The following is a 21430-nucleotide window of genomic DNA, read 5'->3' as shown; positions in this document are numbered from 1 at the left end:
GGCTGTTGAACCACCGGTTCGGTTGTACTGGTCCGTGGGATCGAGTCAGTCAGCCAACGAGTTTCGACCAGCGCGCCAAGCGCGGCCCCAATACCCGTCGTGAACAACATCCTCGACACCACGCCGCCGCTGAGGGAACCGGGCCGAAGGCTGGTCGGTGGCACGGTAGCCAACGGTGATCGCACCGATCGGGTCGTACGTATCCGGAACGCCGAACTCGGCACGGAACCCCTCGAGATGCTCGGGCATGATGGCGAAGAAACACGCGCCCAGCCCCTCATCCACCGCAGTCAGCAGCATCGCGAATGCCGCCATCCCGGTGTCGATATGCCAGTACGGTGCCGGCCAACGCGCCTCGTCCCGATCGGTCCACCTCTTGTCCGACTCGGTGTAGCGGTCCAGGTAGGCGTCCTTGTTCGACATGGGGACCACTATCAGCGGCGCGTTCTGTACCGCCGGAGCCCGTTCGGCGCGAACTGGTGCAAACCTCCAGAACCGCTCGCGGTCGGCTTCAGAAGTGAGCACGAGAAACGCCCACCCCTGTGCATATCCGGCAGAAGGCGCACGCAGCGCCGAGCGCACCACGCGCTCGATGACATCCCGCTCCAACGGCTGAGCCGTGTAGTGCCGGACCATTCGTCGCTGCCGCAGTACCTCCGAAAACTCCACTGTTGCAGCGTATGCACCAGCATGACGCGGCTACCGCCCCCGGACCACGCCGAACCCCGCCATCACCCATATCTGGTTGGGCGTACCCCAGTTGCACGCTGCCGGAGGTGCCCGTGCGATGCGCCGCTCGAGCTGGTGATTCGCAGGATTCACCCGCCTTGGGTGAGTTGGGGCATGCTCGGCTGCTCATACGCTGCACTGTGCGAATAGGAGAGCTTTCGCGAGCCGCCGCGCCGACCGCTGCGCTCAGGTGATCCGACCAGTCGTAGCTCCGGCAGGGGACATCCGGGGCGTTCATTCCTAAGAGGTGATCCATGCCCCGGGAGCCCCTCATGCCCTGTGTTCGCGAACGGAGAAGTCGTGGGAGTCACCGTGCGGGTCTGCCGCGGGCAGTGACCCGTTCGACCGGCTCAGCCGACACGGCCCGAACTATCTGGCCGGGTTCGTGTCATGGATTGCTTACAGACCCAGCGCACGACTTGTTGGAGGGGCAATGACCAGAACCGATCCACAGAACTTCACCACCCTGCTCGACAGCATCGCAAAGCGCCGGAGCGCCGGTGACGGCGCAAGTTCGGCGGAGTCCTCCACGCACGACCCCGCGGTCAGGGCGGCGGATATTCCGCAGGAGGTCGAAGATGCCCTCCACCCCGCCGAAACCGGCCTGCTGGACCAGCTCGGCCACGCCGAGGACACCGCGGACTCGGGCGTGCAACGCTTCCTCGCCGGTGACATCTCCGACGGAGAGTTCGACGACCTGCTCGATCAACTGATGGAGAGCAACAGAACCCAGTTCGAGCAGCTGCAGGACTCGACCAAAGACAAACTCATGAGCCTCGGCAGCCAGCGCCCTGACTGGCGAGAGATGATCCTCTCCGCATTCCAGGCGGCCAGCGACCTCCTCATCGAGGTGCTGAACAGAGAAGTCGGCTTCCTCGAATCGCTGGCCGAGAACCCCACCCAGCAGGCGGGTCAGGTGGATGAATTTTTCAGCGGCCTGGCGCGTTACCTCCAAGACGAGTGGGGTCGGACCGTGGGGTGATCAACGACGGCGGAGCCTATGCCCGGCTGCGCCCCAGCTGGCAAATCCGGGCAGCCCCGAACAAGCACTCAACACCTGAGACGGTCCCGGAACACTTCTCCGGGACCGTCGGGTGTGTGGAGCAGGTGATGCGTAGGACGTCCGTCGCTGCGCGCAGGTGTTGAGAATCGTTCGGTTCTCCGCGTGGTTCTGAACCGGCAGTCTGACCAGCTGTCAGTCCGCTGAATTCCCGGACTCGATCCGATACTGCTCGAGGATGTCGTCGTACTGCAGTTGCCGGTCCTCATCCATGTCTTCCGCGGAGTTGATGCCGATCGACCACGGGATCGGGCACGGCGGTGCATGATCAGGATTCGGGCACAGCAGAAGGGCGATCTGATCCGACAGCTTCTTCGCTTCGGCCTCGGTGGCCACGACGCCCACCTTGATCTCCCACAACCTCCTCGCATCCGACATACGAACTCAGATCTCCTTGCAGTGCCGTTTGTAGTGCCCCTGTTGCGGAAGTTTTTCGCCAGTTCCACGCGCACCTGAGAAGGTCATGGTCCGGGTGCGGTGCCACAAGGGCAAGAACGATACGCCGGATAACGGGGACTCCGCCAAGGCGTCGGTCGGGGTAAGAGTTTCGAGGAAGCCAATAAGCTCGCCGAGAAAGACGTCGATGCCAAGATGGGCCCGGGCTACCACAAGCGGCATCGCCATGTCCTCGAAGGGCCGCCCGTCACGGCGGATACGCCACGGGAGGCCCAGAGTTCCTCGACGCCGTACAGGCGTTCGCCACCGGCCAGCCGTGATCGCGGGCAGGTGAACCCGATTTTCGGCGCGTACTACTGCGACCCATCGAGCGATCAACTGCTCGGTCTCGGGTGCAGCAGCTCTTCGAGTAGCCATAAGCTCCGGCAGGATAGTTGCATGGATCAGGAGACGGCGAGGCTCGGCGCCCACCTGCTGGCGGCCGACATCGAGTCCGCTCTCGGCTTCGAGGTACACATCGATGAAACGATCCCCGAGCACCTACGCCGACAACATCGCCCACCGGGATGGTGGATCGAATTCACCATCCCGGCCCTGAACGTCCTTGTCGGCTGTACCCCCGGCGAGCGCACCCCCAGCGGTGTGGCGTGCGGACTCGCCCAGCGCATCCACGACGATGTCCTGGCTCGCAGCGGAAAGATCTGGCCCGCCGACCCTGAGGGTGGAGACCAGCCGTTGCTCCCCACCTACGACGGATGGCACGGGCCGGGCGGCTCGATACCGTATGGACAGGTCAAGACGGCGAAGGATCCCGATCCGGCCCTCGACGGTGTGGTCCGATGGTGGCTCCCCCACAGCTACGACGGTCTCATCGCCAGCCACTCCGGCGACGTCTGGTTCTCCATCTGGCAATACCAGGGCGACGAACAACGCATCACGCCAGGCATGCCGGTGACATGGCTCATCGGCGAAGGCGGACACGGAAAGTACCACAAGGCAAGCGAAGTCCGAGCAGCTCAGCCGTAGTCGAGGCGGCTCAGCATTCCCATTCAGGTGAATCCGTGCGGTAAGTAGTGCCGAGGCGGGGCAAGATTGCGAGTGGGCTGGGAGGCCGGGGTGAGTGGGACAGAATGGGAGATGTTCTGTTCGGAGGTGTTTGCCATCGCCGAGCGTTACGCCATCCAGACGTTTTCGAATCCCGGCACCCTGGTGCTCTCCAGCGGATCCTTGTCCACGGAAGGCGAAGTGCGCGGGGCCAATCCACACATCAAACTGGTGGATATGGGCGACGCCGCGGTGCGCATCGAAACGGGCTGGTGTGTCCGCGCCATCGCCGACTACGAAATCCAATTCGAGGACAAGCCGTCGCAGGCGGCAGCGGCGGTCGAGGCGATCATTCTCGGGGGCGTCGAAGAGTATGTGATCACCGATGACGGCGACCGGTGGGTGGCGTTCGGGTGGTGTATTCGGGGCAAGGATTCCCTGATGTCGCAACCCCCGCACATCACCTCGGGACGAAAGGCGGTTCGTCGGCTCCTGCCGTGGCGGTCGGCGTGACCGTGCGGCCAAGAGTTCGACCAAGCCGACCCAGCTGCCGTCGGTGCAGCGTGCCCAGCCGTGGAGTCGGCCGGGCACGGTGGCGGTCAAATGGTCCGAGGCGGAGCCGGAGTACGAACGGGTTTCCGAACATTGTGCGTGCGGGTACCTCGCGGCCTGTCAGTGACGCGGAGGGCGTTCGGTAGACGGTCGTTTCCGAACGTCCACCCACCCCCGAACACACCGCCAATCCGACCGGCGAAGCTACTCGGATATAGGCGGCGGGGGAGAACCACCGGACGACGCTGGCGGTGTGAACCCCTTCGGCCACCGTGTGGAGCCGTCGTAGCTCACCATGGTCAGCTTCGCGCGGGTCAGGTTCGTGCCAGACAGGTCCGCGCCGAATAGCCTCGCCTTGAAGAGGTTCGCGCCGGACAGGTCCGCGTCAGTCAGCTTTGCGCCGGACAGGTCCGCGCGGACCAAGTTTGCGCCGGACAGGTCCGCGTCGGTCAAGTTCGCCCCGGACAGGTCCGCGCGGATCAAGCTCGAGTTGGTCAGGTCCGCGTCGGTCAGGTCCGTCCCGGACAGAATTGCGCGATTCAGGTCCACGTTGGGCAACTTCGCCCCAGTCAGATCGGCACGGCTCAGGTCCGCCCGCTTCAGGTCCGCGCCGGACAGGTTCGCATCGAAAACGTCCGCCTCGGTCAGCTTCGCGCGGGTCAGGTTCGCACCGGACAAGGTCACTTCGCTCAGGTTCGCGTGGGTCAGGTTGGCGTGGGTCAGGTTCGCGCGGTTCAGGTTCGCGCGGTTCAGGTTGGCGTCCGAAAGCTTCGTGCGGCTCAGCTCCGCGGCAGAGAGGTCCGCGCCGGCCAGGTCCGTGCCGGCGAGATCCGCGTCGGTCAAGTTGGCGTCGGTCAAGTCCGCGCGGTTCAGGTCCGTGTCGGCCAGGTTCGCGCCAGAAAGGTCGAGAGCGGTGAGTCGGATACCACGGAGGCCGGAGTTGGGCAGGGATGCCTTATGCAGGCTGATGGAAGTGGATGCCCAAGATTTCGGGTCGTCGGCAGACCGGCCTCGGCGTTGGGCGAGAATGCCGACGATAGTCTGGCGGATCTCCAGTTCGGACAGATCCAGCTCTGCGGAATCGGCGGCTCGAGGAAACGGAACACGCAGGTACCACTGCAGCAGGTTGATGCAGACCTGGCGTTCCTCGTCTTCGCCGAAGGCATGCCAGTCGTCGGCGAGCGCGGTCAGCGCGTAGACACCGGCTTGCCGGATCGCGGCAGAGTCATGGGCGATCTGGGCTGCGATCGCCGTGTAGCGATCTCGCAGGCTCGACTCCTGTGCGCGGCGAGTGTCGTCCCGATGACGTTCACGCTCACGGGCCATCTCGGCCTGATGATGGACCTCGGTGAGATCGCGACTGCGCTGACCGTTGACGTAGGCCAGGATGCCGGCCGCGAGGGCCCCCGACCCGGCCAGCAGCGTCGCAAGCGGCTGAGAGAAGTTGACCGGAACTCCCGACAGCAGTGCGGCACCGAACCCTGCTGCGCCGCCGGTCACGAGCGTGAGACCGCTTCCAATCGTTCGACGCCGCGGCGAGAGCAGCCCGCGACCGGAACCCTCGGACAACTCTTCGCCCGCTACTCTCGTGACTGCCTTCTCCCCCTGGGACACGGGAAAACGGTATAGCGCCCGCCCCCTCAAAGCAGCGTTATCGGCGGCTGAACACCTCGCACGGTTCGCTGATCGGCCGCTCGGGTCGAGGCCCTCGCGTCATACTGACGGTCATGGGGTATGAAGCCGTGCGGGGGCATTCGCGCAGGGGACGAGTCGGCGGCAGTTACGTGAAGGGGTCGGTCCGCTTCACCGACCGGCGCGCACCGCAGCGGCCGGGGCGCTACCGGTCCCCGTACTTCCACGGCTACCGCAGTGCATCGCCCACCCCGATCTGGTGGGGCCTCGCGGCGCTCTTCGGCATCCCAGCACTCGTGCTGGTCGTGCTGACCTTTACCCACATGGGACCTGACGACAGGCCGGCCAACACCACCGTGGTGACCTCGACCCTTGCGCCCGCGCAGCCGACTGCCCCACCGAAGTCGTGCTTCCCGTTCAACTGCTGACCACAAGTCGAACACGGCTCAGTCCGCTGTGAGCCGTGCTCGGTCATGTGGACCGCAGCTTTGGCGGTATCTGTCAACCCGCTGTCGCACCCGCGGACGCCGCAGCGGCCAACGCCGCCACAACGCTCGGATCCACCCCGCGAACCTCATACACGGAACCGACATCTCGCAGGCAGAAGCGGCACCACCCCAACCGGATACGCCCGGCTCTACCTACCCACGACTCACACCGGAGCCGAATTTGCCTGCGCCCCAGCCTGCCCAGCAGAGCGAGCGGCGTCGTCCGGCCGGTAGCCCCATAGGGAGCCCCGGAGCCGATGCGCTCCAGGGCTCCCTTACTTCAGGGTCGCCACGGCTAGGGCGGCACCGCGCCCGGGCTGTCGCCGGCGTGCGGGAAGGCGCCGCGCTTGGCGCCGAACACCCGGATGGCTTGGTCGGCTTCCCGGGCGCAGAACCCGGCCAGTAGCAGTTCCCGCACTCACCAGGGCATTTCGGCGGCTGTAGTGGCAAACATCGCCGAATGGCTCAGTTTCAAAGGCCTGAGCCGCCGGGCCCGGCACTTCGTCGAAACGCAGGGGATACATCTTCCCTGCCGGGATATCCGCCCCTATCGGGACGTATGGCTCGAGCACGGGATACCCGCTGCGGAGATCGACCGGGCCGTGGCCTTCCAAGAGATGTGGGGCGGCATCGCCCTGCCCCCTGCCCCTGCGTACGAGGGCGGCCCCTGGCCCAGCCTGTGGCGGAGAGACTTTCGCCGGTGCAGCGGAAGCCGAAGAAGGTCACGGTCACAGTGCGCTGCGACAAGGTCAAGAACGGCACGCCGGCCAATGGGCATTCCGAAGAGAAGATCGAGGGAACCGGCCGGGCCTTCAACCGCAAAGACGCCGAGAAAGCCGCCGAGCAGGACGTCGACAATAAGATGCCACAGGGGTATCACAAGCGGCACTGCCGTGCCATCAACCGAGAGGATGAAACCAGTAAGCGTGAGTAGCTATCTGGTTGTCCAGCTGTACTGCACCCCCACCGAGGCAGAAGCGACCCGATCGGCCCTGGCCGACGAGATCGCGAAGTTCCCGGAGTTCACCGGCGCGCGGATCACCCTCGAGCAGAAGGCCGAAACCGACTACGAAATGCATCTGCACTGGGCCGCCCAGCACCCAGACCAGGATCCCGGAGACCGGGCCTACCACCTGCTGCGGGTCGACACGGACAACGATGTCCCAGAACCGGTGCTGCGGGAAGCGGAGTCGAAGATCACCGACTGGATCGACTCGACCTACAACGACGACTCCGACGACATCGTCGAGCTGCAATGGGGTAGCTACGCCGGAACCAAGCTGCTGAGCTGAGGCAATCCCCCACTGGAGGGTCGCCACCGTAAGCGGTGGCGACCCTCCACTCGCAGATACGCTGAAACATCGGCCCGCAGGAGACCGGCGCCCGGGGACTACCAATCAGAAGGTTAGGGGTTCGAATCCCTTCGGGCGCACGCAGGTAAAAGGCGTTAGACGAGTTCCGTAGACGTTGGTCGCACGACAACCCGGCATGGCCTGTGTCGAGCCGTAGGGCAGCCGTGCAAGCGTTCATGATGCATGAGGATTGCGACCCGTTGGAGTGCTCGACGCGGGTAGCGGCGGACATCGTTTCGCGCGACAACTACCGGTATTTCCGGGACCGGGGCAAGCGATGACGTCCCCGATGCCGAACGAACCGGACGCGCATCTGGTCGTGCGGCTGCGGGGTCTCCATCTGCACTATGCGGCGTGTCTGACTGCCGCATTGATCTTCGTCCAAGACGAAGGGGTGCGGCATCGCACGGACGGCGTGTCAGTGGGTGATGGCGTACTCGATTGCTTGCCGAGGCTCCCGGGAGAGCGGCTGTACCTCGAGCGATAACCAGACCCTGTGGACTGAAGAACTTTCGCCTCCGCAGCACTCGACATGGGACACTGTTCGGTTCGGTTGAATGTAGGCAGGGCAGTACCGACTATCGGAAGGGAACGCGATGGGGCAAACCGACGACCAGGTGAGTATGGATCTGGGAGTTCCGGTCGAGCAGACCGAATGGGGTAAATGGGTTGATCCGGACCGTCGGAAGGCGCAAGCACGCAAGTTCATGGACCATGCAGGTATAAGCCGTATCCCTCCGGAACCGTGGCCGGAAGACTCGGCGGAGGTGAAGCGACTGGACCCGATTGTCGCGGAGTTGTTCCCTGATATGGCTACCGCGATGGCCCCCGAGAACGCTGACATGGCCGACGCTTTCATTTGCTTCATCGGGGAAGTTTGCGCCAAGTTCACGGGCGCTGAGTGGATCGAATATAAATGGTTCGGCCGTGAACATTCTTTTTATGATCAGGTGAATCCGGCTCTGCAATTCGACACGTTGGACGGAGATGCAGACGTAGAGACCGTATGGGGACTGATGGGAAGCATGATCGAATTTGACCCCGATGTCCATGAAGGAATGTTCTCAACAATGGCTGCCATCTTCCGTGAATATGCAGCCTATCACCAAGAGAAGCTTGACGAAGAAGCCTCCACTGCTCGATGAAGTCTCACCGAACAACCCATTGACCAGGACGTTCCGCACACCGGGGGGCGCCAGCGATGGACGAATACGACAGAGACCGCGAGCGGGTCCCGAATCATGAGCGCGGCAGGATATTCGAGCACGGTGTCGATCGATTCTTTCGCGACCGAGAGAACGGGTATGTTCCAGGGTCGCGAATATATGAAACTACGAAGGGCCGGATCCGAGTCGACCACTCCAAAGACGTCGGCTCGCGAACATTCACCATAGAAGATAAATCCGGTCAGATCGAAGGGCAGAAAGACAAAAAGCAACTGGAGGCGATGCGAGAGATTTTGAAAGAGAATCCAAACCATCAGCACATTTTGCGATCCGTCGAAGGCGAGCCGATAGCGAAAGACCTGCAAAAACTGATAGACGGTTTGGTCCGTGATTTCCCGAGCCAGTTTCAGCATAAGGTAATATCACGAGCCGATGCCCGCGAGATTTGGGCTCTGGGTCTCGTCATGGAGCGCGGTAAAGGGCAGCAGCTCGAATTGCCGGGTATTCGTGAGAAAGCTCGGCAGGAGAAGGCTCAGGCTCTACAGAATCGTCGGGAAATAATCGCCGAGCGAGCGCGGGCACGCGAGCGAGCCGAGAAGTTCCGGAGGATGCAGCAGTTCCGGGTGGGCGCTGCGCGTGGCCGGGCGGAAGCCCCGCAGCAAGCGGAGCGCGACCGACAGGCCCGAGAGGAAGCCACGCGAACCGAGCAGGTACGTGCGATGCCGGAAACCGAGCACGCGCGGATTGAACGTGAGGCCGCTGAACGGGTGGCGCAGGAATTCCCCGCACCCAACCAGTACCCGCAACGGGAAGTCGCCGACGTGGGGGAACGGCCGGCCCGAGAGGCAGCAGACGCCGCCAGCCTGGAGCGTGCAGCAGCCAACGCCCGCACTGCGGAGGAGAAAGCGCGCGAAGGACGCGAGGCAGCGGATAAGGAACGCGCGGAAGAACTGGCACGACTGCAAGCCCGGGGAGTGCCTCCAGAAGTCGTGAAGCTTCTCGGGCTCGGGCAAGCGCAGCCACCGTCAGCGGCGGTGCGGGAGCATCCTGGTCATGCGCCGGGCGTTGTGCGCGGCGGTACCGGGCAGGGGCAAGAACGCTCACGCGGAATATCGCGCGACCTATAGCCGACTCCCGCCGCTGCTCGCAGTCACGCCCGGGATATGGGTGCAACTGATTGCGTCGCTCAGGAGCCGATCTCCAGGCATGTTTCTAGGTGGGCTATGGACCCTCCCGCGGCAATGGTGGCCCACTCTCGAGTATTCGGGCCAATATTTATGCAGACAGGCGGAGGGGCCTTGGAATTCGTACAGGCGGTAGCCGGCCCCCGGTGTGTGCAGCTCACCACCCAGCAGGCCCACCGGCTGTGGTCGCGTTCTTGCTTGCCAATACGAGCACGTCGTCGAACCGTTTCGCTAGTCACCTCCCTGCTCACCCGGTTCGCTTGAGCCTTCGGTGCTAGATTCCCCGAGGCCGCGAGTGGGACGCGTTCACCGCTGGCGTGAACGACGGCGAGTTCACGCGCCCGTAGCAGTAAGCAAGTCATCGCGGCCCGGCCCGCTGTCCTCGAATGGACAGGGGCCGGGCCATTTTCGTTGTATCTGTCCAATGAGCCCAGAGGGGCCGGTCCGAACGGACCGGCCCCTCTGCGTTCCGACCTCGGCCTGTGAGTAGGCGGGCTCGTCGCGTTCGAGAACCGCAGTCGGTCCCGATTGCGTTGGTCTGCAAGTCCTCTACCTGCGGTAATGCGGAAAACCTGGGATCGGTAGGGCGTGCACCGTTCCTACCTTTATCTCATCGGCCCCACACGGAGGGGCCGGAGAACAAAGCCCAGGGGCGCCGCCCCACGAACGACAAGGACACACCATGAACGCCACTTCGCTCCGCTTCGCCGCCGCCGCTTTCGCCGCCACCGCCGCCGTCGCGGTGCTCACCGGATGCGGTGACAGCAAGGGCAGCTCGCCCGCCGCGCCCGCGCCGTCCTCGGCGCAGCCGTCCGCACCGGCGGGCAAGTCGATCGCCTCGGTCGACGGCAAGGCCTTCGACGCGAAGTTCACCACCACCTGCGCGAAGCAGGGCGGCACTCTCGCGCTCGCACTGACCGACACCGAGAACTCCGCCTACGGCAACCTCTCGGTGAGCGCGACCATCACCGACGCGAACACCGTGCAGGCCGTCGGAATCGCGGGCAGCAAGGGCGGCGACAACGGCCTGCCTTACGCGGTCGGCTTCGGCAACGGCATGCCGGGCGGCTCCGCCACGGTGGTCAAGGACGGCAACACCTACAAGGTCACCGGCGAGGGCGTGGGCGCCCCCGACCTGACCAACCCGCTGGCCGGGCCGAAGACCTCGAAATTCGACATCACCTTCGCCTGCTCGTCCATCGTCGGCGCCTGATCGCCGCATGTTTCCCGAACCGCCCCCGTCATCCCGCACGAACCTCAGGGATGACGGGGCGCGGCGTACCACGCACCTACGCACCGAAAAGGAAATGCCATGAAGAAGATCCGTCTGCTCACCCTCGCCCTCGCCGCCGCGGCGATCGGCTACTACGTCTACCACGCCGTGACCTACGTCCCCACCAGCGAATGGGAGCCCTCCGGAATGGGCTGGCTCGGCTTCGAGATGGCGCTGCCGATCATGGCGCTCACCCTGGTGCCCATGGTCTTCGCCTTCACCGGCGAAGGGATCATGAGCGCGCTGACCGGGCGCAACAGCGCGGAGTTCCGTTCCGGACTCACCGGCCTCGGCACGGTCCGATCGGTGCGGCAGACCGGCGTCACCGTCAACGACCAGCCGCAGGTCCACATCGAGTTCAGCGTCGAAGGCGCGGACGGCAAGATCTTCCACTCCTCCGCGAAAATGATCGTGCCGTTCACCGAGCTGGCCCTGCTGCGTGCCGGGGTGGTGCTTCCGGTGCGCTACCTGCCCGGACGGACCGACCGGGTGGAGGTCGACCTGTCCGGCGACGCGTCCGCGGCGCAGCGCGCGATGAACGAGTCCCTCATCCGCAAGGGCATGACCACCCGGCACAAGCTCGACATCGCCGAGCGCGGCATCGGCACCCAGGCGGTGGTGCAGTCGCTGTCGGTCACCGGCACGATTCGCGAGGGGCACTCCGAGGTCGAACTCGGCCTGGTGGTCACCCGGCCGGATGGATCGAGCTTCGTGACCCGGGTGACGAAGTTCCTCGCACCCGCCAGCGTCGGCCAAGTGCAGGTGGGCCGCGTGCTGCGGGCGCACTACCTGCCCGAGAACGAGAGCGAGGTCGTCATCGCCCTTCCGGTCAACGCCTGATGGGCGAGCCGGACGCACTCCGCGCACGGCCATCCGAGAACGAGACAGCCGACTGTGGACACAAATGCCGCGCAGATTCGAGATCATCGAGTCGGCGCGGCATTCGTTGTTCCCAGGTCTGGCGGCCCGGCAATTTGAGGGTTACCTAATTGGGCGGCTGTTCACTTTGCCGTCTTTTACGGATTGTCCGGATGGTTTACCGTGCGGCCGTCGGCCCAACCCAGGAGTCACCGTGAGTCTTCAGCCACTCGCCCTTTTCGTGAACCACGACGGACAGTCGTCGCGCGCCGCCGTCACATGTGAGTACAAGTGCGCGAACGCGTGCTTCCACGAAGCGCCGAACACCTCCGCGGGCGCCTACTTCGGTGACATCGTCAGCTCGCTGAACCGGCGCGGGCTGATCAAGGGCGGCGCCGCCGCCGTGCTCGCGGTCGGCGCGGGCAGCGTGCTCGCGGCCTGTGGCGACGACGAGCCGACCGCCGTGGTGTCCACCACGCCCGCGGGCCCGCCCGGAACCGGCACCGATTTCACCGCCGTAGCGCCGAACAAGGAAGACGCCGTGGTGATCCCGGACGGCTACGAGCAGTCGGTCGTGATCCGCTGGGGCGATCCGCTTTTCCCGGACGCGCCCGCTTTCGACTTCGACAAGCAGACCGCCGCCGCGCAGGCCAAGCAGTTCGGCTACAACAACGACTTCGCCGCCCTGCTGCCGATCGAGGGCCAGGCCAACGCCTACCTGCTCGTGGTCAATCACGAGTACACCACCAGCCCGCACATGTTCCGGGGCTACAACAAGGACGCGCCGACCGATGAGCAGCTCGCGGTCACCATGGCCGCCCACGGCTTGACCGTCGTGGAGGTGCACGGCGAAGCCGGTTCGGGCAAGCTGGTTCCCGCCTTCGGCAAGTACAACCGCAGGATCACCGCGACCACCGAGTTCAAGCTGACCGGTCCCGCCGCGGGCAGCGACTTCGTGAAGACTTCGGCCGATCCGACCGGCACCAAGGTGCTCGGCACGTTCGCCAACTGTTCCGGCGGCCTGACGCCGTGGGGCACCGTGCTGTCCGGCGAGGAGAACTTCAACGGCTACTTCGCCAACGGCGACAAGGTGACCGAGTCCGCCGCCGCGGCCCGGCTCAAGCGCTACGGTTTCGCCGCGGGCAAGACCGTCAACCAGTGGGAGCGCGCGGACAAGCGTTTCGATCTGTCCCAGGAACCCAACGAGGCCAACCGATTCGGCTACGTTGTCGAGGTCGACCCGTGGGACCCGAACTCGACGCCGATCAAGCACACCGCGATGGGGCGGCTCAAGCACGAGGGCGCCAACATCTACGTCACCAAGAACGGCGACGTCGTCTCCTACACCGGTGACGACGAGAAGTTCGACTACATGTACAAATTCGTGTCCTCGCGCAAGATCCAGTCGGGCACCGGTGCGGCCAGCATGCGGCACAACCTGACCATCCTGGACGCGGGCACCCTGTACGTCGCCAAGCTCACCGGCGATCACGCGGACAAGATCGACGGAACCGGCGCCCAGCCGTCGGACAAGGGCTTCACCGGCACCGGCCAGTGGATCCCGCTGCTGGAAACCGGCGCGGACGGCAAGGGCAAGTCGCTGGTGGACGGCATGAGCGCGGAAGAGGTCGCGGTCTTCACCCGCCTGGCCGCCGACAAAGTGGGCGCCACCAAGATGGACCGCCCGGAGGACTTCGAGGCCAACCCATACACCGGCAAGGTGTACGTGGCGCTGACCAACAACGACAACCGCGGCGCGGAGGGCAAGCAGGGTCCGGACGAGGCGAACCCGCGCAAGCTCAACAAGAACGGCCAGGTCCTCGAGATCGACGACAACCACACCGGCACCACGTTCACCTGGTCGCTGCTGCTGGTCTGCGGTGATCCCGCGGCGGCGGACACCTACTTCGCCGGATACGACAAGTCCAAGGTCAGCCCGATCTCCTGCCCGGACAACCTGGCCTTCGATCCGTACGGCAACCTGTGGATCTCCACCGACGGCAACGCCCTGAAGTCGAACGACGGCTTGTTCGCGGTGGTGCTCGACGGCCCCGACCGCGGCCAGACCAAACAGTTCCTCACCGTTCCGCGCGGCGCGGAGACCTGCGGCCCGGTGGTCACGGAGTCGCGGGTGCTGGTGTGCGTGCAGCACCCCGGCGAAGCCGACGACGCCACTCCCGAGAACCCGTTGTCGCACTGGCCGGACGGCGGCACGTCCCAGCCGCGCGCCTCGGTCGTGGCGGTGTGGAAGAAGGCCGGCGGCCGCATCGGAGCCTGATACCACAGCCGCGGCACCCAACCGGCCCCTGCAACCACGGCCGACCACCCTCCGCGGCTCTCCCCACGGTGGGGCCGCTACCCGACTGGGCGGGTAGCGGCTCCATCCTGTGGCAAGCGGTCAGCCGCTGCCGGTGACGCCGCTGATGTTCGCGAAACGGGCGAAATCGCCTTGCGCGCCGCTGTATACGTTGAGATCGACGCGGCCCGCTATGCCGGGGAGGCTGCCGCTGTCGGTGGTCTGCCAGAACGTCCAGGTGGACCAGCCGCCGGGGACTTCGGGTCGATCGTTGCCACGGTAGTCGGCGATCCACAGGGGGTAGCCGGCGAACTCGGCGGTGTCGGCCATCGCGGTGCGCCAGAAGTTGGGATAGGTGTAGAGGATCGGGACGCGGCCGGTGAGCGCCTGCACGGTGGTCAGGTAGCGGCGGGTCCAGTCGATCAGGGCGGCCGGGCCGAGACCGCCGGAGTCCTCCAGGTCCAGTACCGGCGGCAGGTCGAGCGGTCCGTTCTGCCCCAGCACCACCGCCGCGTACATCGCGGCCTGCGGTTCGGGTGGCAGGTTGGGCCGGGCGTAGTGGTAGGTTCCGCGCGCCAGGCCGGCCGCGCGCATCAGCAGGCTGTCGGGCACGAAATACGGGTTGACGTAGCTGAGCCCCTCGGTGGCCTTGACCATGGCGAAGTCCTGGCCGGAACGCTTGACCGCGAACCAGTCGATCGGGCTTCCGCCGGTGTGCTGCCAGGAGGAGACATCCGGGCCGGTCGGCGCGGCGGCCGCGGGCAGCGTGGCGACGAGGATGCCGGACAGTGCGATCAGGGACAGCGCCGCGCCGCGGCGGGTGGTCGACCTCCAGGTGTCCATGCCGGACGACGATAGCCATTCGCTCTGGCTGTTACCAGTGTGGCGAATGAGGTGTGTCCGCGGCGCTCACCCCAGCCAATCCAGGACCGATGCCGCCGTCCACGACTGCTGCATGCTGCCGAGCGGTTCGCCGGTGAACGGCTCGTAGTACTCGGCGAAGCTGCCGTCGCTGGCCTGCCGCAAGCCCTCGGCGCGCAGCATGAACGAACGCTCCGCCCAGCCGCGCCTGGCGAAGACCCAGGAGAACAGCCAGCTCATCACCGGCCACACCGGCCCGCGCCAATACTCCCGGGAGCGAAAGTCCTTGGACACCGGGGAGGTCGAGGGCGGCAGCGCGTAGCGCAGATCCGGGTGCCCGCAGAAGCGCGGGCCCTCGAACAACCGCAGCAAGCTGCGCTCGGTGTCGCGGGGGAGTCCACCGCACAGCAACGGCGCGAACATCGAGAGCGTCTCGGTGTTGATCCACCGCTGCAACCGCACGTCGAAGTCCCGTGCCGCACCGGTGCGGGCATCGGCCGTCGCGACGACGCCCGCGCGGAACCGGTCGGCCCACGCGTGCAGATCGCGCACGTCGGCGTTGGGCTGCTTGTACTCCTCGCCGATATTGGCCAGGACCTCGCAGGCCAGCGCGAAGATCCCGGTGACGAACACGTCCTCGACGGCGAAACTCATGGTCGAGGCCAGCTGGTAGTCGTCGTAGCCGGCCCGGCGCATCTGCTCGACCAGCCACAGGTAGCGGTCGTACTCGCGGTCGGTGGGGCGCTGGGTCGGATCGGCGACCACCAGCACGTCCTCGCGGCGGTAGGGCGGCAGGTCGCCGGGCACCACGTGCTCGTAAGCGCGATCCCAGCGCGGTGAGTTGTCCATCCCGGACTCCCAGCCGTGATACAGCGTGATCCGGCCGGTCTCCTTGGGATCGCGGGCGTGCGCCAGCCAGCGGTGCCAGCGCACCAGATCCGGCCACCGCCGGTTGAGGAACTCCTCGGCCACGGCCCTGGTACTGCGGCCGTGCCTGCGCGAATGATCCAGAATCCGCTGTACCGCGATGGCGTGCACGGGCGGTTGGGTGATTCCCGAGGTGTCCGGGCCGTCCGGCGCGTTGACGGCCAGCTTGCGGCACTCCCAGCGGGCCGGGCCGGGGAAGTAGCCGTCCACGCCGTTGGCGAAGACGATGTGCGGGATCATCCCGTTCTTCCACTGCGCCGAGAGCAGGGTGTCCAGCTCCATCACCGCCCGCTCCACGCTCAGCGGCGCGAGCCCGACCGCGACGAAGGCCGCGTCCCAGCTCCACATGTGCGGGTACAGCCGCGGCGCCGCGCTGGTCATCGTGCCCAGATCGTTCCCGCGCAGCAGGTAGGCAGCGCGGGCCGCGAGCTGGGTCGGGGTGAAGCCCGGATGTGCCATCCCCCTATTCTGCGATGTCACCCGCAGATATGCCCGCTCAGCGGCGTCCGTTTCGTCCCCGTCCGATCGGCCCGTGGCCGGTTCGTGTTCGGCAATTCTCACTCTCGAATGCCCCGTCCGTGATTCGCTGTTCGAGATTCTCGCCTCGATTCAGCCCGCATCGCCAGTCGTTCGTCCAGTGCTACGGGTTTTTACGCCTTACTTACACAGCCGGTTACGGTGGGGCCCATGACTTCGGCCGCGACCCCGAAACCGACCGCCCTGATCACCGGCGCCAGCCGCGGCCTCGGCGCCGCGATCGCTCGCGAACTCGCGCCCACGCACGACCTGCTGCTCGGCGCGCGATCGGGGGAGTCGCTGCGCGACATTCTGGCGGAACTGCCCGGTGCGCAGGGCTGGCCGGTCGAGTTGACCGATTACCCCGCCGTCGCCGCGGCGGTCGCGCCGATCCGGAGCCTGAACGTCCTGGTGCACAACGCGGGCATCGCCGATCTCGGCACGATCGCCGGTTCCACCGTCCAGCAGTGGCGCAACACCTTGGAAGCGAACCTCGTCGCGGTGGCCGAACTCACCAGACTGCTGCTGCCCGCGCTGCGGGCAGGCCAGGGCCACGTGGTGCTGATCAACTCGGGTGCGGGGCTGCGCGCGAACGCGGGCTGGGCGTCGTACGCGGCGAGCAAGTTCGGGCTGCGCGCCTTCGGTGACGCGCTGCGGCTGGAAGAGCCGCAGCTGCGGGTGACCTCGATCCATCCGGGCCGCATCGACACCGACATGCAGCGGGAGATCATCGCGGGGGAGGGGCGCGAATACCGGGCCGAGGAGTTCCTCACCCCCGAAACGGTGGCTTACACGGTGCGTTCCGCTATCGATACCCCGCGCGACGCGCACCCCACCGAGGTCGTGCTCCGGCCCTACTGAGCACCCCGGACCCGACCCCGCGCACACGTGCGCGCTGCGGCGAGCGTGGTCGCCGTCGTACTCGTCGCTCGGATCGATCCGATGGCGTCCGGCCTCCGGCACCGGCCGTGACGTACTGCTACGGACAGTTGGTCGGCATCGTCGAAGAGCGCGACCTGTCGATGGTCACGCTCGACGACGTCCTGCTCCCGCCGCGCTGATCCGCCTCAGGCGACGATGTTCACCAACCGCCCCGGCACCACGATCAGCTTGCGCGGCGCTGCGCCGTTCAGCAGCGCGGCGATCTTCTCGTCCGCCAGTGCGGCCGCCTCGATCGTCGCGTTGTCGGCGTCCGCGGGCACCTGAATCCGGCTGCGCACCTTGCCGTTCATCTGGATCGGGTACTCCACCGACTCGTCCACCAGCAGCGCGGCATCGGCGACCGGGAACGGGCCGTGCGCCAGGGACGCGGTGTGGCCCAGCCGCTCCCACAGCTCCTCGGCGATGTGCGGGGCCAGCGGCGCCAGCATCAGCACCAGCGGCTCCACCACCGAGCGCGGCGCGCCGTCCGGGTAGCTCTTGGTCAGGTGGTTGGTCAGCTCGATCAGCTTGGCGCCCGCCGTGTTGTCGCGCAGCGCGGCGAAATCCTCGTCCACGCCCGCGATCGTCTTGTGCAGCAGGCGCAGCGTCTCCTCGCTCGGCGTGGCGTCGGTGACCCGCAGTGCGCCGGTCTCCTCGTTCACCACCAGGCGCCACGCGCGCTGCAGGAACCGGTGCGCCCCGACGACGTCCTTGGTCGCCCACGGCCGCGACGTGTCCAGCGGACCCATCGCCATCTCGTAGAAGCGGAAGGTGTCCGCGCCGTACAGGTCGCACATCTCGTCCGGCGAGATGGCGTTCTTCAGCGACTTCCCGATCTTGCCGTATTCCTGGAACACCGGGATCTCGGTGCCGGTGGCGTCGGTCCAGAAGAACTTGCCGTCGCGCTCGAGCACCTCGGCGGCGGGCACGTACGCGCCGCGCTCGTCGGTGTAGGCGTGCGCCTGGATGTAGCCCTGGTTGAACAGCCGCCGGTACGGTTCGCTCGCGGACACCTCACCCAGGTCGAAGAGCACCTTCTGCCAGAAGCGGGCATACAGCAGGTGCAGCACCGCGTGCTCGACGCCGCCGACGTACAGGTCGACGCCGCCCGGATCGTTCTCCCCGCCGACCTCCGTGCGCGGACCCAGCCAGTACGCCTCGTTCTCCTTGGCGCAGAAGGTCTCCGCGTTCGTCGGGTCGGCGTAGCGGATCTCGTACCAGGAACTGCCCGCCCACTGCGGCATGACATTGGTGTCCCTGCGGTAGCGCTTCGGCCCGTCGCCCAGGTCCAGTTCGACTTCCACCCAGTCGGTCGCCTTGGCCAGCGGCGGGGACGGCTCGGAATCCGCGTCGTCGGGATCGAAGGTCACCGGGGCGAAGTCGTCCAGCTCCGGGAGCGACACCGGCAGCATGGACTCCGGCAACGCGTACGGGGCGCCCTGCTCGTCGTACACGATCGGGAACGGCTCGCCCCAGTAGCGCTGCCGCGCGAACAACCAGTCGCGCAGCTTGTACTGGATGGTGCCCTTGCCGTGGCCGTCGGCCTCGAGCCGGGCGATCATCGCCGCTTTGGCCTGCTCGACGGGCATGCCGTCGAGGTAGTCGGAGTTCACCAGCGCACCCTCGCCGGCATGCGCGCCCTTCTCCAGGTCGCCCCCGCTGATGACCTCGATGATCGGCAGGCCGAGGACGGTCGCGAATTCCCAGTCGCGGTGATCGTGCCCGGGCACGGCCATGATCGCGCCGGTGCCGTAGCTGCTGAGCACGTAGTCGGCGATGAAGATGGGCACGGCCTTGCCGTTGGCCGGGTTGATCGCGTAATTGCCCAGGAAGACGCCGGTCTTCTCCTTGTTCTCCTGGCGCTCCAGATCGGACTTGGCCGCGATCGACTTGCGGTAGGCGGCCACGGCATCGGCCGGTGTGGCAGCGCCCTCGTTGGTCCACCGTGGGTCGGTGCCCGCAGGCCATGCGGCCGCGGTCAGCTTGTCGACCAGCTCGTGTTCGGGGGCGAGCACCACGTAGGTGGCGCCGAACAGGGTGTCGGGCCGGGTGGTGAACACCTCGATCTGCTCGCCGTCGGCGTCGAACTTCACCTGCGCGCCACGGGATCGTCCGATCCAGTTGCGCTGCATGGCCTTCACGTTCTCCGGCCAGTCCAACCGGTCCAGGTCGTCCACCAGTCGATCGGAATAGGCGGTGATGCGCATCATCCACTGCCGCAACCGCTTACGGAACACCGGGAAGTTGCCGCGTTCGCTGCGGCCGTCGGCGGTGACTTCTTCGTTGGCCAGCACGGTGCCGAGACCGGGACACCAGTTGACCACCGAATCGCTCTGATACACCAGGCGATACGAGTCCAGCAGCGCGCCGCGCTCGGCGGGCGACATCGTGTCCCAGGACTTGCCGTCGGGGACGGACCGTGCGCCGGACGCGAATTCGGCCGCCAGCTCGTCGATCGGGCGGGCCCGGTTCAGTTCCTGGTCGTACCAGGCGTTGTAAATCCGCAGGAAGATCCACTGCGTCCAGCGGTAGTACTCCGGATCGGTGGTCGAGAACGAGCGGCGGCGGTCGTGGCCGAGGCCGAGGCGGTCCAGCTGGCGCTGCATCGTGGCGATGTTCGACTCGGTGGTGTCGCGCGGGTGCGCGCCGGTCTGCACCGCGTACTGCTCGGCGGGCAGGCCGAAGGCGTCGTAACCCAGGGCGTGCAGCACGTTGCGGCCGTGCATCCGGTGATAGCGCGCGAAGACGTCCGTGGCGATGTAACCGAGCGGATGCCCGACATGCAGGCCAGCGCCCGACGGGTACGGGAACATGTCCTGGATGAACAACTTGTCGGCCGGAGTGGGGCCCGACAGCGGCCCGACCGGGTTCGGCGCATGGAAGGTTCCGCGCTCGTCCCACGCCCGCTGCCACCGGCGCTCGATGCGGCCGGCAAGCTCCGCGTTGTACCGGTGCTCTGGTACATCGCTTTCGGTTGCACGTGTGTCCTGCACGGTCCTGCCTTCTTGTGGTCGCCGATCCCCGACAAACTTCGTCTATCAGGGTAGAACGTCCCCGCTGCAGGACCGAAAATCGGGCTGGCCCGGACTTGGACCGGGTTCGCCGCCGGGCCGCCCGTCGGCGGCCGTTCGGCGTCGATGCGCTAGCCTGCATGGGTGTTCGTCGTCGCTCTCGTCCTGTTCGTGCCGGCTGTCGTGGCCGTCACAACCGGCGCACTCGGGCTGACCGGCCGGTTGCCCCGCAACCGTTTCTTCGGGGTCCACACCGAGGCCGCGCTGTCCACCGACGACACGTTCCGCGTCGCCAACCGGGTCGCCGCGCCCACGTCGATCGCGGCAGGCGCCTTGCTGTTCGCCGGTGGTCTCGTCGCGCTGGCCACCAGCGGGATCGTCGCGCTCGTCGTCGCGGCAGGCACCGCGATGGTCGCGCTGTTCACCCTCGGCGCTGGCGCGAATATCGCCGCGCAAGCGGCCGACGCGATCGCCCCGCCGCCCGAGATCGGCGGTTGCGGCAGCTCCTGCGGCGCCTGCTCACTCCGCGACGCCTGCCAGCCCGCGGGCTGAAGTCGATCGCCGCGGTTCCGTTGGCGCGCTCGCGGCTCCGCCCCTGATCTCATCCGCGCGCCTGCTGCTGAACTACTGCGTGTGCTCGAGCGGGACGCAGGTCACCGCATGTCGGCCGCGCAGGGCGGCGGCGCAACGCTGTGCGACAGCGGACGGCCGACCGGAGTGACGTAGAGCACGCACAGCAGCACCGGCACCGCTGCGAGGTTGCGAGCCACGTGGGGATAGCGCGGCCCGCTCGGTTCCTGGAAGACCCGCCCGCGCCGATAGGTGACCGGCGTGCAATCCGCGCCGGGATGATCGAGCGTGCCCCGCGCGACCAGGACGAACAGCGTCCCGTCGTGGTAATGCCAGCCACTGCTGCCGCCGGGCTCGATGATCGTCTGGCGCAGCACGAACGCTCGCCGACCCAGAGCGAACCGAAACAGCACTCGGCTCGCGGTCCCGCGAGCAGGCGCCGCGTTCACCTCGAATTCGGGCCACATCCTTCGATCGAACCATTCGTTCGACGCTCGGGCCACGGGCCACGGGCCACGGGCCAGGGGCCACGGGCCACGTGCCACGTGCCAGGGGCCACGGGCCACGTGCCACGTGCCAGGGGCCACGGACCGC

22 protein-coding genes are annotated in these 21430 nt (G+C 66.6%); 13 read left to right on the top strand and 9 right to left on the bottom strand.

Annotated elements, in window-relative coordinates; translation table 11 throughout:
* Positions 1–45 precede the first annotated feature (45 nt).
* Positions 46–669, bottom strand: a complete 624-nt coding sequence (locus ON19_RS29930) for a nitroreductase family protein (protein ID WP_051169427.1) — start codon at positions 667–669, stop codon at positions 46–48.
* A 493-nt stretch (positions 670–1162) separates the two neighbouring features.
* Between ON19_RS29930 and ON19_RS29925 the strand changes: the two genes are divergently transcribed.
* Positions 1163–1711, top strand: a complete 549-nt coding sequence (locus ON19_RS29925; protein ID WP_043700243.1) for a hypothetical protein — start codon at positions 1163–1165, stop codon at positions 1709–1711.
* A gap of 213 nt (positions 1712–1924) precedes the next feature.
* On the opposite strand, the gene ON19_RS29920 is transcribed toward ON19_RS29925, so the two are convergent.
* Together ON19_RS29920 and ON19_RS29915 are read right to left on the bottom strand one after the other, a co-directional pair.
* A complete protein-coding gene (locus ON19_RS29920) occupies positions 1925–2125 on the bottom strand; it encodes a hypothetical protein (protein WP_218006491.1) in 201 nt (66 codons plus the stop codon).
* Positions 2126–2173: 48 nt separating this feature from the next.
* Positions 2174–2407 (bottom strand): hypothetical protein, encoded by a 234-nt coding sequence (locus tag ON19_RS29915; protein WP_157229890.1) that lies wholly within the window; start codon positions 2405–2407, stop codon positions 2174–2176.
* 216 nt (positions 2408–2623) lie between these two features.
* Between ON19_RS29915 and ON19_RS29910 the strand changes: the two genes are divergently transcribed.
* Both ON19_RS29910 and ON19_RS29905 read left to right on the top strand, forming a co-directional pair.
* Positions 2624–3211, top strand: a complete 588-nt coding sequence (locus ON19_RS29910; protein WP_043700236.1) for a hypothetical protein — start codon at positions 2624–2626, stop codon at positions 3209–3211.
* Between the two features lie 126 nt (positions 3212–3337).
* Positions 3338–3742: a hypothetical protein gene (locus ON19_RS29905; protein ID WP_157229889.1), complete on the top strand. Its 405-nt coding sequence runs from the start codon at positions 3338–3340 to the stop codon at positions 3740–3742.
* A 243-nt stretch (positions 3743–3985) separates the two neighbouring features.
* On the opposite strand, the gene ON19_RS39265 is transcribed toward ON19_RS29905, so the two are convergent.
* Entirely contained in the window at positions 3986–5395 is a 1410-nt protein-coding gene (locus ON19_RS39265) for a pentapeptide repeat-containing protein (RefSeq protein ID WP_157229888.1), read from the bottom strand.
* A gap of 113 nt (positions 5396–5508) precedes the next feature.
* On the opposite strand from ON19_RS39265, the gene ON19_RS29895 reads away from it, so the two are divergent.
* The gene (locus ON19_RS29895) at positions 5509–5841 is read left to right on the top strand and encodes a hypothetical protein (RefSeq protein ID WP_157229887.1); all 333 of its coding nucleotides are present in this window, start codon (positions 5509–5511) and stop codon (positions 5839–5841) included.
* Positions 5842–6196: 355 nt separating this feature from the next.
* Here ON19_RS29895 and ON19_RS44055 read toward each other — a convergent pair whose 3' ends face one another.
* Positions 6197–6319 carry a hypothetical protein gene (locus ON19_RS44055; protein ID WP_255218421.1) on the bottom strand — a complete coding sequence of 41 codons (123 nt, stop codon included), beginning with the start codon at positions 6317–6319 and terminating at the stop codon, positions 6197–6199.
* A 282-nt stretch (positions 6320–6601) separates the two neighbouring features.
* Between ON19_RS44055 and ON19_RS29890 the strand changes: the two genes are divergently transcribed.
* The 7 genes from ON19_RS29890 to ON19_RS29855 all read left to right on the top strand — a co-directional run bounded on the left by ON19_RS29890 (position 6602) and on the right by ON19_RS29855 (position 14012).
* Positions 6602–6835, top strand: a complete 234-nt coding sequence (locus ON19_RS29890) for a hypothetical protein (RefSeq protein WP_043700227.1) — start codon at positions 6602–6604, stop codon at positions 6833–6835.
* Positions 6828–7193, top strand: coding sequence for a hypothetical protein (locus ON19_RS29885; protein ID WP_043700224.1), 366 nt, complete (start codon positions 6828–6830; stop codon positions 7191–7193). The genes ON19_RS29890 and ON19_RS29885 overlap by 8 nt, the downstream gene beginning before the upstream one ends.
* A gap of 656 nt (positions 7194–7849) precedes the next feature.
* Positions 7850–8398, top strand: coding sequence for a hypothetical protein (locus tag ON19_RS29875; RefSeq protein ID WP_043700218.1), 549 nt, complete (start codon positions 7850–7852; stop codon positions 8396–8398).
* A 56-nt stretch (positions 8399–8454) separates the two neighbouring features.
* Positions 8455–9546 (top strand): hypothetical protein, encoded by a 1092-nt coding sequence (locus tag ON19_RS42270; RefSeq protein ID WP_157229886.1) that lies wholly within the window; start codon positions 8455–8457, stop codon positions 9544–9546.
* Between the two features lie 739 nt (positions 9547–10285).
* Entirely contained in the window at positions 10286–10816 is a 531-nt protein-coding gene (locus tag ON19_RS29865) for a lipoprotein LpqH (protein WP_043700212.1), read from the top strand.
* Between the two features lie 99 nt (positions 10817–10915).
* Complete coding sequence (locus tag ON19_RS29860) at positions 10916–11716, top strand: hypothetical protein (RefSeq protein WP_043700210.1); 801 nt, start codon at positions 10916–10918, stop codon at positions 11714–11716.
* Between the two features lie 232 nt (positions 11717–11948).
* Positions 11949–14012: a PhoX family protein gene (locus ON19_RS29855; protein WP_043700207.1), complete on the top strand. Its 2064-nt coding sequence runs from the start codon at positions 11949–11951 to the stop codon at positions 14010–14012.
* Positions 14013–14132: 120 nt separating this feature from the next.
* On the opposite strand, the gene ON19_RS29850 is transcribed toward ON19_RS29855, so the two are convergent.
* Positions 14133–14873 carry a glycoside hydrolase family 25 protein gene (locus ON19_RS29850; RefSeq protein WP_043700205.1) on the bottom strand — a complete coding sequence of 247 codons (741 nt, stop codon included), beginning with the start codon at positions 14871–14873 and terminating at the stop codon, positions 14133–14135.
* Positions 14874–14939: 66 nt separating this feature from the next.
* Positions 14940–16277 carry a glucosylglycerate hydrolase gene (gene ggh / locus ON19_RS29845; RefSeq protein WP_043700203.1) on the bottom strand — a complete coding sequence of 446 codons (1338 nt, stop codon included), beginning with the start codon at positions 16275–16277 and terminating at the stop codon, positions 14940–14942.
* 228 nt (positions 16278–16505) lie between these two features.
* Here ggh and ON19_RS29840 point away from each other — a divergent pair, with 228 nt between their 5' ends.
* Positions 16506–17195: an SDR family oxidoreductase gene (locus ON19_RS29840; protein ID WP_043700201.1), complete on the top strand. Its 690-nt coding sequence runs from the start codon at positions 16506–16508 to the stop codon at positions 17193–17195.
* Positions 17196–17401: 206 nt separating this feature from the next.
* Here ON19_RS29840 and leuS read toward each other — a convergent pair whose 3' ends face one another.
* Entirely contained in the window at positions 17402–20248 is a 2847-nt protein-coding gene (leuS, locus tag ON19_RS29835; protein WP_043700199.1) for a leucine--tRNA ligase, read from the bottom strand.
* A gap of 162 nt (positions 20249–20410) precedes the next feature.
* Between leuS and ON19_RS29830 the strand changes: the two genes are divergently transcribed.
* On the top strand, positions 20411–20818 hold the full coding sequence (locus ON19_RS29830; protein ID WP_043700197.1) for an SdpI family protein: 408 nt from the start codon (positions 20411–20413) through the stop codon (positions 20816–20818).
* A 101-nt stretch (positions 20819–20919) separates the two neighbouring features.
* On the opposite strand, the gene ON19_RS29825 is transcribed toward ON19_RS29830, so the two are convergent.
* Positions 20920–21303 carry a cupin domain-containing protein gene (locus ON19_RS29825; RefSeq protein ID WP_043700195.1) on the bottom strand — a complete coding sequence of 128 codons (384 nt, stop codon included), beginning with the start codon at positions 21301–21303 and terminating at the stop codon, positions 20920–20922.
* Positions 21304–21430 lie beyond the last annotated feature (127 nt).

Source organism: Nocardia abscessus NBRC 100374 (assembly GCF_000308455.1).
Taxonomy (GTDB): domain Bacteria; phylum Actinomycetota; class Actinomycetes; order Mycobacteriales; family Mycobacteriaceae; genus Nocardia; species Nocardia abscessus.
Note: the sequence above shows the minus strand (reverse complement) of the source record. Positions and strands in the feature narration are given on the sequence as shown.